Origin of the sequence: Serratia proteamaculans (genome assembly GCF_008830365.1) — a bacterium.
Lineage (GTDB): Bacteria > Pseudomonadota > Gammaproteobacteria > Enterobacterales > Enterobacteriaceae > Serratia > Serratia proteamaculans.
Genome location: NZ_WBKI01000002.1, coordinates 553,215 through 566,991, shown reverse-complemented (window position 1 = coordinate 566,991; position 13,777 = coordinate 553,215). Strand labels below are relative to the sequence as shown.

Genomic DNA, 13,777 nt, shown 5'->3' with positions numbered 1-13,777 from the left:
TTCGATTTATTCTTCCAGTTTCGGTTGCGGAGAATCGTCCGGAATTTTTACATGAACCTGGATGATACGTCGACTGTCGGCCATCGCAACTTTAAATAAGTAACCTTCGATTTCAATGGTTTCCCCACGTGCTGGCAGGTGACCGAAGGCTTGCATGACCAGGCCACCGATGGTGTCGACCTCGTCGTCGCTGAAGTGGGTGCCGAAGGCTTCGTTGAAGTCTTCAATCGGTGCCAGCGCGCGCACGGTATACATATGACGGCTGAGCTGGCGGATATCCAGATCGTCCTCGTCGTCATACTCATCTTCAATTTCGCCGACTATCAGTTCCAGAATGTCTTCGATGGTGACCAGGCCGGACACACCGCCGAATTCGTCAATGACAATCGCCATGTGATAACGCTGGGAGCGGAACTCCTTCAGCATCCGGTCGACCCGCTTGCTTTCCGGCACCACCACTGCGGTGCGCAGCACCTTGTCGATGCTGAATTCCTCGGACTCCGCGCGCATAAACGGCAGCAGATCCTTGGCCATCAGAATGCCTTCGATGTGATCTTTATCTTCGCTGATCACCGGGAAGCGCGAGTGGGCGGATTCGATAATCACGTCCAGGCACTCTTCCAGCGTTTGGTTACGCTTGAGCGTCACCATCTGGGAGCGCGGGATCATGATGTCGCGCACGCGCTGTTCGGCGATATCCATCACGCCTTCCAGCATGTCTCGGGTATCGGGATCGATCAGGTCGTTTTGCTCGGAATCACGGATCAGCTCTACCAGATCGCCACGGTTTTTAGGTTCGCCGTGGAACAGCTGGTTAAGGATAAGAGTAAAGAACCCCTTCTTGGGACTGGGGCTGTCATTGCTTTGTGAATGGTCGTCGCTCATGGCGTTTTAGTTAATATCACTCATGTCAGAGTTAGGGGAGTCAGCGACAGCCCCATACAGGGGCTGTGGGGAAATCAGCTGACGTCAGAGGGGGCTTTTTCCGCCAGGTACGGGTCCGGGTAACCCAGTCCGTGCATGATTTCGGTTTCCAAAGACTCCATTTCTTCGGCTTCATCGTCTTCGATGTGGTCATACCCTAGCAGATGAAGGCTGCCGTGAACAACCATATGCGCCCAGTGGGCCTCCAGCGCCTTGCCTTGCTCAACGGCTTCACGCTCAACCACCTGCCGACAGATAACCAAATCGCCCAGCAGCGGCAGCTCGATGCCCGGAGGGGCTTCGAAGGGGAATGACAGCACGTTGGTCGGTTTGTCCATGCCACGATAGGTCAGGTTCAGTTCGTTGCTTTCGGCCTCGTCCACCAGGCGAATGGTCACCTCGGCCTCTTCCTGAAACCGCGGCAGCACGCCTTCCAGCCAGTGCTGGAAGGTGGCTTCGTCCGGCAAGCCGCTGTTGTCTGCACAGGCCAGCTGCAGATCCAAAATAACCTGACTCATCGTGTCTCCTGCTCGGAGGCGAGGGTCGCCTCACGTTGACGTTGTTCGGCAATGGCATCTTTGCGCTTTTGTTCGGCGGCTTCCCAGGCTTCATAGGCGATTACCACGCGGGCGACCACCGGATGACGCACCACATCTTCGCTATGGAAGAAGTTGAAGCTCAGTTCTTCGACGTCCGACAGCACTTCTATCGCGTGACGCAGGCCGGATTTTTGGTTGCGCGGCAGGTCTATCTGCGTCACGTCACCGGTAATCACCGCCTTTGAGTTAAAGCCGATGCGTGTCAGGAACATCTTCATCTGTTCGATGGTGGTGTTCTGGCTTTCATCAAGGATGATAAACGCGTCGTTCAGGGTGCGACCACGCATATAGGCCAGCGGCGCAACTTCAATCACGTTACGTTCAATCAACTTCTCCACGCGCTCGAAGCCCAGCATTTCAAACAGGGCGTCGTACAGCGGGCGCAGATAAGGATCGACCTTCTGGCTCAGATCCCCCGGCAGGAAGCCCAGTTTCTCACCGGCTTCGACCGCTGGACGGGTCAGCATAATGCGGCGCACGTCCTGGCGTTCCAGCGCGTCTACCGCAGCGGCAACCGCCAGGTAGGTCTTGCCGGTACCGGCCGGGCCAATGCCGAAGGTAATATCATGGTCGAGAATATGGGCGATGTACTGCGCCTGGTTTGGCGTCCGTGGTTTCACCATGCCGCGTTTGGTTTTTATGGTGACCGCTTTGCCGTAATCCGGCACGCTGTCGGCAACCTGTTCCAGCACCCGGCTTTCTTTGATCGCCAGATGGATCTGTTCCGGATCGATATCCGGGATCACGCCGCGAATGGGGGAAGTGTCCACATACAGGTGGCGCAGAATATCGGCGGCGGCTACCACGCACAGGTTCTTGCCAACCAGCTTAAAGCGATTGTCACGACGGTTAATCTCAATGCCCAACCGACGTTCGAGTTGTTTGATATTGTCATCAAACGGGCCGCACAGGCTGAGCAATCGCTGATTGTCTGCCGGCTCTAACAAAATTTCTTGTGTTGCGACGTTCAAACTATTCCTCAAGGCTCATATCGGGCCTGGTTGATTTTCGGTACGCGCATTCAGGGCAAGCCCTGAGGTTCTCTACCTTGAATTATTCATGGTGCGAAGCACGGGCGCAAGTTTACCCATGATCTATCTGTGCGCCGACGGTGTAATTCAAGGGGCGGCAGAGGAAAAACGCGGCCAAAACAGCCGCGTACTGACTTGAGAATAGGAGCCGGGGATCAGTTCTTTTTCACGAACTCAGATTTCAGCTTCATTTGGCCAAAGCCATCGATCTTGCAGTCGATGTTGTGGTCGCCTTCCACCAGACGGATGTTCTTCACCTTGGTGCCAATTTTCAGCATCGAAGAGCTGCCTTTGACCTTCAGATCTTTCACTACGGTCACGGCGTCGCCGTCGGCCAGCAGGTTGCCGTTGGCATCTTTGACAATCAGGGCATCGTTGTCTTCTGCCGGGGCGCTGTCGCTCCACTCATGGGCGCACTCAGGGCAGATAAACAGGTTGTTGTCCTGATAGGTGTATTCGGAATTGCACTTCGGGCAGTGTGGGAGTTGCATGCTATGTCGCCTCTTAATCATCAAAAAAATAAAAAAAAGAAAATTGCCGGATGCAAGCGCCCGGCGGAGAAATAAATGTTTTTGTGCTAGATGTCATCCCAAAATAATTGGAGTTGCATCAAGGCGGCAAGAACGTAAGTCCCCAGGAGCTTAGTAAACTAAGTGACTGGGGGGCCAACACAGATGCAGCTTCAAGTATGCAGGGAGGGCTGGTAAATGCCGACACCCAGCGCATTCTCTTTGCGGGTACGGGCAATCACCGACTGCGGGGATTCATGTACGCGCAGGTCCATCTGCTGTTCGGTACGCACCACTGCGCCACGCAGTGAATTGGTCAAGATTTCGGTGATTTCCACATCAACGAACTGGCCGATCATATCCGGGGTGCCTTCAAAGTTGACCATGCGGTTACAGGCGGTACGGCCCGCCAGCTCCATCACGCTTTTACGTGAGGTGCCTTCCACCAGAATGCGCTGTACGGTGCCGAGCATCCGGCGACTGAACTGCAGCACCTGCTGGTTGATGCGATCCTGCAGGATATACAGGCGCTGTTTCTTTTCGTCTTCGCTGACGTCGTCCACCATATCGGCCGCAGGGGTGCCAGGGCGCGACGAGTAGATAAAGCTGAAGCTGGTGTCGAAGTTAATCTCGGCAATCAGGTTCATGGTCTGTTCGAAGTCGGCCTGGGTTTCCCCCGGGAAGCCGATAATAAAATCAGAGCTGAGCTGGATGTCCGGCCGCGCCTTGCGCAGTTTGCGAATGATCGCTTTGTATTCCAGTGCGGTGTGCGCGCGCTTCATCATGGTCAGTATGCGGTCTGAACCGCTCTGTACCGGCAGATGCAGGAAGCTGACCAACTCCGGCGTGTCTTCGTATACCGCAATAATATCGTCGGTGAATTCAATCGGATGGCTGGTGGTGTAGCGGATGCGGTCGATGCCGTCAATGGCCGCCACCAGACGCAACAACTCGGCAAAGGAGCAGATGCCGCCGTCGTAGGTTGCCCCGCGATAGGCATTGACGTTCTGGCCGAGCAGGTTGACTTCACGCACGCCTTGCGCCGCCAGTTGGGCGACTTCAAACAGCACGTCGTCGCTTGGGCGGCTGACTTCTTCTCCGCGGGTATAAGGCACCACGCAGAAGGTACAGTATTTGTTGCAGCCTTCCATGATGGAGACAAAGGCGGTCGGGCCTTCTGCACGGGGTTCCGGCAGGCGGTCGAACTTTTCGATCTCCGGGAAGCTGATGTCGACGATCGGGCTGCGGGTGCCCTGCACGTGGTTGAGCATTTCCGGCAGGCGATGCAGGGTTTGCGGCCCAAACACCACGTCGACGCAGGGCGCACGGCTGCGAATGTGTTCGCCTTCCTGCGAGGCAACACAGCCCCCCACGCCGATAATCAACGCCGGGTTCTTTTCTTTCAGCAGTTTCCAGCGCCCTAACATGGCGAAAACCTTTTCCTGCGCTTTCTCGCGGATCGAGCAGGTATTCAGCAGCAGCACGTCGGCTTCTTCAGCGTTGTCGGTCCATTGGTAACCGTGCGTGCTTCCCAGTAAGTCCGCCATTTTTGATGAATCATATTCATTCATCTGGCAGCCCCAGGTTTTGATATGTAGTTTTTTGGTCATTGACTTGCCATTACTCAGTGCGGAGCGAAAGTTGCGATACGCGACATGCAGGGCGCTATTGTAAACATTTGACGCCGTTGTGACCAGCGCGGGGAAAACGGCATGCGACCTGAAGCCAAATTAAAAATCCGTTACACTGATGCCAAACGCCATGCCGGTGGGGATGGCGATAATTAACCAAGAAAAAATAGCCAACAATATGAACACTTCTCAAAAACGGTATGACGCGGTGGTGGTAGGCGGTGGCATGGTTGGCGCGGCCGCTGCGTTGGGGCTGGCGCAGGCCGGTTGGTCGGTGGCCTTACTGGAACATCAGGCACCACAGGCGTTTGATGCGCAAAGCCCGCCGGACTTGCGTATTTCCGCGATTGGCTGCACTTCGGTCGGGTTGCTCAAACAGCTCGGTGCCTGGTCGGCGGTGCAAGCGATGCGCACCGCACCCTATCGCCGGTTGGAAACCTGGGAGTGGGCATCGGCACGGGTGGCGTTTGACGCCGCTTCGCTCGGCCTGCCGGAACTGGGTTTTATGGTGGAAAACCGCATTTTGCAACTGGCGCTGTGGCAGCAACTCGAGCAGTGCGACAATCTGACGCTCAACTGCCCCGCCAGGCTGCGTTCGCTGCAACGTAACGATGACCATTGGCAAGTGACACTGGACTCTTCTGAGACGCTACAGGCGCGTCTGGTGGTTGGGGCTGACGGTGCCAACTCGCAGGTGCGTAATCTGGCGGCCATCGGCACCAGCGGTTGGCAGTACCGCCAGTCCTGCATGCTGATCACCGTCGAGACCGGTGCGCCGCAGCAGGATGTGACCTGGCAGCAGTTCTTCCCTTCCGGACCGCGTGCTTTCCTGCCGCTGTACGATCAGTGGGCTTCACTGGTGTGGTATGACAGCCCGCAGCGTATCCGTCAGTTACAGGCGATGCCGCCGGCACAGCTTGAGCGAGAAATCGCTGAGGCGTTTCCTGCTCGTCTGGGGGCGGTGAAAATGCACGCTGCCGGATCTTTCCCGCTGGCGCGTCGCCACGCACAGCGCTATGTGTTACCAGGGCTGGCGTTGCTCGGTGACGCGGCGCACACCATTAATCCGTTAGCCGGGCAGGGCGTGAACCTGGGATATCGCGATGTGGACGCCTTGCTGGCGGTTTTGAGTGAGGCGCGGGAACGGGGCGAGGACTGGAGCAGTGAAGCGGTGCTGATGCGTTATCAGCGTCGTCGCCGTACCGATAACCTGCTGATGCAAAGCGGCATGGACCTGTTTTACACTGCCTTTAGCAATAATTTGGCACCGTTAAGCGTGGCACGCAATCTTGCGTTGATGGCGGCCCAACGGGCGGGCAAGCTAAAGGAACATGCGTTGAAGTACGCACTGGGGTTGTAGCAGCGGATTCGGGATAGGGCGTCGGGTACGGCGCCTTCATCAACCCGTATTTTACCTGAACGCCAGACAGCAAAAAGCCCGCCGAAGCGGGCTTTTCTAAATGTGGCTGGGGTGCCAGGATTCGAACCTGGGTATGCTGGTATCAGAAACCAGAGCCTTACCGCTTGGCGACACCCCAATTGTAAAACAGTAAAATATGGTGGCTACGACGGGATTTGAACCTGTGACCCCATCATTATGAGTGATGTGCTCTAACCAGCTGAGCTACGTAGCCATTTTCGATATTTTACTTTAAAAGTCAATAGTGTTGATGGCTGGGGTACCTGGATTCGAACCAGGGAATGCTGGTATCAAAAACCAGTGCCTTACCGCTTGGCGATACCCCATCAACAAATTTTCAACTTCTTCTTACTGCATCAAACCATTTAAAAAATGGCTGGGGTACCTGGATTCGAACCAGGGAATGCTGGTATCAAAAACCAGTGCCTTACCGCTTGGCGATACCCCATCTGATGCCTGCAACTCGATGAAAAGAAATGGTGCGGGAGGCGAGACTTGAACTCGCACACCTTGCGGCGCTAGAACCTAAATCTAGTGCGTCTACCAATTTCGCCACTCCCGCAAAAAAGATGGTGGCTACGACGGGATTTGAACCTGTGACCCCATCATTATGAGTGATGTGCTCTAACCAGCTGAGCTACGTAGCCATCTTTTTTCGCGCAACCTTCATCGGCGTTGCGGGGCGCATTATGCGTATATGGCCGTTTTGCGTCAACAAGTTTTTTCCCGAAAAAGCGACCGGATGTGTTGTTTGTCTGGGTTGTGAACATTATGGCGATAAAATCATCAATTCAGACAATTAATGGTTGAAAACATCAACAAAAAGGCGGGCCCGAAGGCCCGCCCAGGGAATAAAACGCAGGACGCTTATTTGTAGGCGGACTGGTGAACGCCGACTGCACGACCAGAAGGATCGTCCATCTTTTTGAATGACTCATCCCATTCGATGGCTTTCGCTGAAGAGCAGGCCACTGACGGGCCACCAGGCACGCATTCAGCCGCGCTTGGCAGCGGGAACAGCTCTTCGAAGATTTCGCGATACAGGTAGCCTTCTTTGGAGCTCGGCGTGTTGTACGGGAAACGGAAACGTGCAGTTTCGAGCTGTTGATCGCTGATCTGCTTGGCAGCGACTTCTTTCAGCGTGTCGATCCAGCTGTAGCCAACACCGTCAGAGAACTGCTCTTTCTGGCGCCAGGCCACGCTGGCTGGCAGGTAGGACTCAAAACATTCACGCAGGATATGTTTTTCCATTTTTCCATTGCCGCACATTTTGTCTTTCGGGTTGATACGCATTGCCACGTCGAGGAATTTCTTATCCAGGAACGGCACGCGGGCTTCCACACCCCAGGCGGACATCGCCTTGTTGGCACGCGCACAGTCAAACATATGCAGCGCCAGCAGTTTACGCACGGTTTCGTCGTGGAACTCACGGGCATCGGGTGCCTTATGGAAGTACAGGTAACCGCCGAACACTTCGTCGGCCCCTTCACCAGACAACACCATCTTGATGCCCATCGCCTTGATCTTGCGTGACATCAGGTACATTGGGGTAGAGGCGCGAATGGTAGTCACGTCATAGGTTTCGATGTGATAAATCACGTCGCGAATGGCGTCCAGGCCTTCCTGCACGGTGAAATGAATTTCATGGTGCACGGTGCCCAGGTGGTTAGCCACTTCCTGAGCGGCACGAAGATCCGGTGAACCTTCCAGACCGACGGCGAAGGAGTGCAATTGTGGCCACCAGGCTTCGCTGCGTTCCTGATCTTCCACACGGCGTGCGGCGTATTTTTTGGTAATGGCGGAGATCACCGAAGAGTCCAGGCCGCCAGACAGCAGCACGCCGTAAGGCACGTCGGACATCAGGTGGCTTTTTACCGAGTCTTCCAGCGCGTTGCGCAGGGCGTTGGCGTCGGTCACGTTGTCTTTAACCACGTCGTAATCGAACCAGTCACGCTGGTAGTATTCGCGGATCTCACCGTCCTGGCTCCACAGGTAGCTACCAGCCGGGAATTCTTTAATGGTGCGACAAACCGGCACCAGCGCTTTCATTTCAGAAGCGACATACAGGTTGCCGAATTCATCATGGCCCATGTACAGCGGGATAATACCCAGATGGTCGCGGCCAATCAGGTAAGCGTCTTTCTCTGAGTCGTACAGAGCGAAGGCAAACATGCCCTGCAGATCGTCGAGGAAGTCGGTACCTTTTTCCTGATACAGCGCCAGGATCACTTCACAGTCGGAACCGGTCTGGAACTCATAGCGATCGCTCAGCTGCTGGCGCAGCGCCTGGTGGTTGTAAATTTCACCGTTAACCGCCAGGACGTGGGTGTGCGCAGCGTTGTACAGCGGTTGGGCACCATTGTTGACGTCGACAATCGACAGGCGCTCATGCACCAGAATGGCTTTATCGCTGGCGTAAACACCGGACCAATCCGGGCCGCGGTGGCGCATCAGGCGGGACAGCTCCAGCGCTTTCTTACGCAGTTCAACGGGATCAGACTTCAGATCGAGCACACCGAAAATAGAACACATATACCGACTCTCCTAACGACTTTTTTAGACTGTGATGTTGTTTTTGCTGTTATAGGCAGCGTGGCCGGTTCATCAGTGATGGCGCGGTTTTGCTGCGTTGTGTTTATGAAAATGCGTCAAAAGCAGCAGGGGATGCAAGCATTTTAGCGCTGCGCTGAAAAATAGTTGTTTGGGGTAGGTCAAATATTAGCGGATATTCAGTTAATGGAGGTTAAAATTGATGGATATGTAATTTTTTGACGAATAGATGAGTTGCCGGAGAATTTTACCGGCAACTCATTGCAGACTATCAGGCGGTCAACTGCCACAGGGTGAAGGCTGCATCTGGCATCCAGCCCACATTAGAGGTGTGAGCCTGAAGGCAGGTGTATTTCTTGCCTTTATAGGTCACCACATCACCGGCTTTATAGCTGTGGCTGTTCTGCCACTCGCTTGGGCTTGGATCGGGTGGTGTACCGCCGTCAGCCGTTTTCACCGCCAGCGCACTGCTCGGCAGCGAGGTATTGCCCTGGTTGTCGGTGGCCGTGACAAAATAACTGTACTGAGTCGCCGGTGTCAGGCCGCTGTCTTGTAGCGACAGGCTGCCGGTCTGGCCGATCGCGCTGCCGTTACGGTAAACCGTATATTGGCTAACCGGATTGACGCTGCTGGCGGCCGCCCAGTTTAACGTCAACGACGTTGAGGCGATCGCGGTGGCGTTCAATGCCGTCGGCGCATCAGGCTTTCCCGGCAGTGGTGTTACACCTCCCTGGATCAGCGCGGCGTAATGCGTTTTGAACTCCCAGTTATAAGCTACGCCAGCTTTGCTTTTGCCGTTGTCCCAGTTAACTGACCAGGTCATCAGGCCTTTGATCGACAGACCCTTGGCGTCGAGACGAGCAAAGGCGTTATAGACCGCCATTTTATCGACCACATAACCGGTGGCGGCAGCGTCATTGTTGGTTGGCAGACCAATAACAAATTTGGCCGACGGGATTTTGGTATAACCACGAGTGCCGGTGACCAGGCTTTCGGTCAGGTAATACAGGAAGTCTTCTTTCATGGCGTCGTTATTCTGGGTGATCCAGGCGCCTTTACCGCCATTGGCTTCATCAACCCAGATGCCGTCACCGCCCTGGTTATAATATTGCGGTGCGATAAAATCGTAATAGCCTTCTAGCGCGGTAATATAATCCAGGTAAGTGCCGTTGGTGCGTAAATAAGGGAATTCTGGTGCCATGCTGACAATAAAGTTTTTACCTTCGGCGGCATAATGCGCTTTTACTTTTTTCAGTGCGGCTGGCAAAACGGTTTTATTATTGGCTGCGCCGATGGCCGCCTGTTCCAGATCGATATCCAACCCGTCGAAACCGTAGGTTTCCACCAGGCGGATAATCTCATTAGCCAGTTTGTCTTCGTCGCCGGTTTTCAATTCGATATGCGCGTCTGCACCACCCAGTGAGATCAGCACAGCACGGCCCTGACTGTTCAGTACGCCAACCTGGCGGCGGAACTCGGTATCGGACAGGTTGTAAGGTTTGAAGGTGGGAATACCGTCGCCTTTCATAAACGCCACGGCCACCACGTTATATTCGGCAGGGATGTCGGTCAGGTTCATATTGGCGAATTGCCCTTGCTGATAACCGTCACTGGCACCGGCGGCCCAGTTGTGCCAAAAACCCATCATGATTTTTTTATTGGTCATGTCCGGCATGATGGCTGCGTCATCTGCTGCTTGTGCATTGATAATATTATTGGTGTTCATGGTAACCTCGTTAGGGTAGGTAAGATTATTTCCACTGACCGCCAAGGTTTATTATTGGCGGGGCGTAAATATATAGTGCGGGTTTTTAACGAGGCTGGGGTGAAACCTTTGTCGACCAATAATAAATTAAATTCAACCTGGCGATATTAACGGGTGGCCGTGAGGGCCACCGCAGGCATTAGAAAATATTGATATCGGCAACCGAAGGGAAGATATAGCTCGGGCGGAACGGCATGGTTTCTACATCGTTCAGCGTTGAGACACCAGACAGTACCAATACGGTCTCCAGACCGGCCTGGAAGCCCGCCAGGATATCAGTGCGCAGGTTATCACCGACGATCACCGTTTCTTCTGAGTGCCCTTGCATTTTGTTCAGCGCAGCGCGGATGATCCATGGGCTTGGCTTGCCCACGTAAAACGGTTTGCGGCCGGTGATCTTTTCGATCGGGGCACACAGCGCGCCACAGGCCGGGACAAAACCATGGCCGTGGGTATCCGGGTTGGTGGCAATAAAGCGCGCGCCGTTGTTCACGAAGTAGGCGGCCTTGTGCATCATGTCCCAGTTGTAGGAGCGGGTTTCGCCGACAATCACGAAGTCCGGGTTGATATCGGTAATGGTGAAACCGGCTTTATACAGCTCGTGAATCAGTGCGCCTTCGCCGACCACATAGGCTTTTTTACCTTCCTGACGGCGCAGGAAATCGGCGGTGGCCATGGCAGAGGTATAAAACGCGCTTTCCGGCACTTCGAGCCCGGCAGCGGAGAAGCGGTTCGCCAGATCCTGCGCAGTCTGCGACGGATAGTTGGTCAGCACCACCAGCGGCATGCCCTGTTCCTGAATGCGTGCCAGGAAAAGATCGGCGCCGGGAACCGGCGTGTTGTCATGCAGCAGCACGCCGTCGATATCACATATAATGTTTTTGATTGTCATTGTTGCTGTTTCTCATGATTTGCGGCAGGCAAAACGCGAAGATAGCACACCTGCCTGAAGCGGCGGATCAGCTTTCCAGCAATCGCTGTAATAGCACGCCGTTGAGCATCGCCCGCTTGGCCAGGGCGAAAGCGCCGATCGCCGAGCGATGATTGAGTTCGGAGGTGACCACCGGCAGGTTTTTTCGGAAGTCTTTCAACACCTGGGTATTGATGCAGCTTTGGATTGCCGGCAGCAGCACTTTTTCTGCCTCGGTAATTTCACCGGCGATCACCACTTTCTGCGGATTAAACAGGTTGATGGCGATAGCCACGGCCTTGCCCAGGTAGCGGCCAACGTGTTCGATCACTTCGCTGGCCAGCAGGTCGCCGCGGTTGGCGGCTTTGCAGATGGCAGCGATGCTGCAATCGTCGAGGGTCAGCTTGCTGGGGTAGCCCTGGGTGAGCAACTGGCGCACGCGGTGTTCAATCGCAGCGTTGGCGGCGACGGTTTCCAGGCAGCCGAAGTTGCCGCAGTGGCAGCGCTCGCCTAGCGGATCGATCTGAATATGACCGATTTCACCGACGTTGCCGTTGTTGCCGAGGAAAATCTGGCCGTTAACGATAATGCCGGCACCGGTGCCGCGGTGCAGACGCACCAGAATAGAATCTTCGCAGTCGCGGGTGGCGCCAAAATAATGCTCTGCCAGCGCCAGGCTGCGGATATCGTGGCCGACAAAGCTGGTGACGTTAAAACGTTGCTGCAGGTTGTCTACCAGCGCCCAGTTGTTGACGCTGATATGGGGCATATAACGCACTACGCCCAGCGCCGGGTCAACCAGACCGGGCAGGATCACCGAGATGGCGATCAACTCACGCAGCTTGCGCTGATAGTTCTCGATAAATTGGGCAATAGCGATAAACAACGCGTTTTCCAGTGTCTCCTGGGTGCGTTCCGGCAGCGGGTAGTGTTCTTCACCGAGCGATTTGCCGCTCATGTCGTACAGGGTGATGGTGGCGTCGTGACGACCGAGGCGCACGGCCACGGTGTGGAAATTCCGTGTTTCGGAGACAATGGAAATGGCGCGGCGGCCGCCGGTAGAGGCTTGCTGATCGACTTCTTTGATCAGCCCGCGCTCCAACAGCTGGCGAGTAATTTTAGTGACGCTGGCGGGCGCTAGCTGGCTCAGTTCGGCTATTTGAATGCGCGAAATCGGACCCTGTTGGTCGATCAGACGGTAAACCGCCGCGCCGTTGAGTTGCTTGACTAAGTCAACGTTCCCTATCTGTGCCTGTCCGCCAGTACTCATCAATAATTTTACTCGCTATTCATTAAATTAAACCTCGTTACCGTTAACGAGCGTCTTGGTGATATTAAAATCACGGGTAAATGCGGTCAGGTTCGCCACTTTACCGGCTTCGATAGTGCCTAAACGGTGGTCCACGCCGATAGCGCGCGCCGGATACAGCGTTGCCATGCGCAGTGCTTCGTCCAATGCAATACCGACGTGCTCAACGCTGTTTTTTAACGCGTCAATCATGGTCAGCGCTGAGCCGCTCAGGGTGCCGTTTTCGTCCACGCACAGCCCATCACGATAGTATATTGTTTTACCGGCAAAAATAAATTGGTCGATATCGGCACCTGCCGGCGCGGTGGCGTCGGTGACCAGCACCAATTTATCACCTTTCATGCGCTTGGCGTTACGGATACTCGCCCAGGCCACGTGATGGCCGTCGGCGATAATGCCGGTATAGACCTCAGGTGTGTCGAAAATCGCCCCCATCAGCCCCGGTTCACGCCCGGTAATATACGGCATGGCGTTATACAGGTGAGTGGCGAAGGTGATACCGGCGGCAAAACCGATACGGGCCTGATCGTAAGTCGCATTCGAGTGTCCTGCGGACACCACAATGCCGGCCTCTGTCAATTGCTTGATAAAGTGGGGCTCTACCATTTCCGGTGCCAGCGTGACCTTGGTGATCACATCGGCATTGGCGCACAGATAGTCGATCATCTCGCTGGTCGGTTTGCGGATAAACGCCGGGTTATGGGTGCCTTTCTTCAGCGGACTGAGGTACGGCCCTTCCAGATGCAGGCCAAGCGCCTGATTTGGGTGTTTTTTCAGATAAGCGCGCATCACTTCGATGCTGTGCTTCATAAATTCGTCGCTGCTGGTGATCAGCGTCGGCAGATAGCTGGTACAGCCGGATTTTTCGTTGGCGCGCTGCATGATCTCCAGCGTCTGTTCCGAAATGGCTTCCAGCGAATCGTTAAATTGCACGCCGCCACAGCCGTTAAGCTGCACGTCGATCAATCCGGGGGCCAGGATAGCGCCACCCAGATCGCGCGTTTCAATGCCGGCCGGCAGTTCAGCCAGCGGGCAGACTCGTTCAATCAGCCCATCAGCGATAACAACTGCGTGGTCGTCAAGTACGTCGTGGCCGGTATAAATACGGCCGTGGGTTAAAGCGAACATC

Annotated in this window: 11 protein-coding genes and 6 tRNA genes; 1 reads left to right on the top strand and 16 read right to left on the bottom strand. The window is 55.0% G+C overall.

Annotated features, from left to right (window positions below; translation table 11 throughout):
* Positions 1-6: 6 nt before the first annotated feature.
* The 5 genes from corC to miaB form a co-directional block, all read right to left on the bottom strand.
* Positions 7-885: a CNNM family magnesium/cobalt transport protein CorC gene (gene corC / locus F8R23_RS11695; RefSeq protein WP_012005653.1), complete on the bottom strand. Its 879-nt coding sequence runs from the start codon at positions 883-885 to the stop codon at positions 7-9.
* 74 nt (positions 886-959) lie between these two features.
* Entirely contained in the window at positions 960-1,442 is a 483-nt protein-coding gene (gene ybeY / locus F8R23_RS11690) for an rRNA maturation RNase YbeY (RefSeq protein WP_129935806.1), read from the bottom strand.
* Positions 1,439-2,494, bottom strand: coding sequence for a PhoH family protein (locus F8R23_RS11685; RefSeq protein WP_085115586.1), 1,056 nt, complete (start codon positions 2,492-2,494; stop codon positions 1,439-1,441). Before F8R23_RS11685 ends, ybeY begins: the two co-directional genes overlap by 4 nt.
* 215 nt (positions 2,495-2,709) lie before the next feature.
* Entirely contained in the window at positions 2,710-3,045 is a 336-nt protein-coding gene (locus F8R23_RS11680) for a zinc ribbon domain-containing protein YjdM (protein WP_085115587.1), read from the bottom strand.
* 191 nt (positions 3,046-3,236) lie between these two features.
* Complete coding sequence (gene miaB / locus F8R23_RS11675; RefSeq protein ID WP_129935804.1) at positions 3,237-4,673, bottom strand: tRNA (N6-isopentenyl adenosine(37)-C2)-methylthiotransferase MiaB; 1,437 nt, start codon at positions 4,671-4,673, stop codon at positions 3,237-3,239.
* A gap of 199 nt (positions 4,674-4,872) precedes the next feature.
* Between miaB and ubiF the strand changes: the two genes are divergently transcribed.
* Positions 4,873-6,054 carry a 3-demethoxyubiquinol 3-hydroxylase gene (gene ubiF / locus F8R23_RS11670; protein ID WP_151415651.1) on the top strand — a complete coding sequence of 394 codons (1,182 nt, stop codon included), beginning with the start codon at positions 4,873-4,875 and terminating at the stop codon, positions 6,052-6,054.
* A 103-nt stretch (positions 6,055-6,157) separates the two neighbouring features.
* Here ubiF and F8R23_RS11665 read toward each other — a convergent pair.
* The 11 genes from F8R23_RS11665 to nagA all read right to left on the bottom strand — a co-directional run bounded on the left by F8R23_RS11665 (position 6,158) and on the right by nagA (position 13,776).
* A tRNA-Gln gene (locus F8R23_RS11665) sits at positions 6,158-6,232 on the bottom strand.
* Between the two features lie 19 nt (positions 6,233-6,251).
* A tRNA-Met gene (locus tag F8R23_RS11660) sits at positions 6,252-6,328 on the bottom strand.
* Between the two features lie 37 nt (positions 6,329-6,365).
* A tRNA-Gln gene (locus F8R23_RS11655) sits at positions 6,366-6,440 on the bottom strand.
* A gap of 47 nt (positions 6,441-6,487) precedes the next feature.
* A tRNA-Gln gene (locus F8R23_RS11650) sits at positions 6,488-6,562 on the bottom strand.
* A 29-nt stretch (positions 6,563-6,591) separates the two neighbouring features.
* Positions 6,592-6,676, bottom strand: a tRNA-Leu gene (locus F8R23_RS11645).
* A gap of 8 nt (positions 6,677-6,684) precedes the next feature.
* Positions 6,685-6,761: transfer RNA gene (locus F8R23_RS11640), tRNA-Met, on the bottom strand.
* A 220-nt stretch (positions 6,762-6,981) separates the two neighbouring features.
* A complete protein-coding gene (asnB, locus tag F8R23_RS11635; RefSeq protein ID WP_099065033.1) occupies positions 6,982-8,646 on the bottom strand; it encodes an asparagine synthase B in 1,665 nt (554 codons plus the stop codon).
* A 289-nt stretch (positions 8,647-8,935) separates the two neighbouring features.
* The gene (gene chiC, locus F8R23_RS11630) at positions 8,936-10,390 is read right to left on the bottom strand and encodes a chitinase ChiC (protein WP_129935800.1); all 1,455 of its coding nucleotides are present in this window, start codon (positions 10,388-10,390) and stop codon (positions 8,936-8,938) included.
* A gap of 178 nt (positions 10,391-10,568) precedes the next feature.
* The gene (locus tag F8R23_RS11625; protein ID WP_151415650.1) at positions 10,569-11,321 is read right to left on the bottom strand and encodes an HAD-IIA family hydrolase; all 753 of its coding nucleotides are present in this window, start codon (positions 11,319-11,321) and stop codon (positions 10,569-10,571) included.
* Between the two features lie 67 nt (positions 11,322-11,388).
* Entirely contained in the window at positions 11,389-12,609 is a 1,221-nt protein-coding gene (nagC, locus tag F8R23_RS11620) for a DNA-binding transcriptional regulator NagC (RefSeq protein WP_085115592.1), read from the bottom strand.
* A gap of 27 nt (positions 12,610-12,636) precedes the next feature.
* Positions 12,637-13,776, bottom strand: a complete 1,140-nt coding sequence (gene nagA, locus F8R23_RS11615; protein WP_085115593.1) for an N-acetylglucosamine-6-phosphate deacetylase — start codon at positions 13,774-13,776, stop codon at positions 12,637-12,639.
* Position 13,777: the final 1 nt, after the last annotated feature.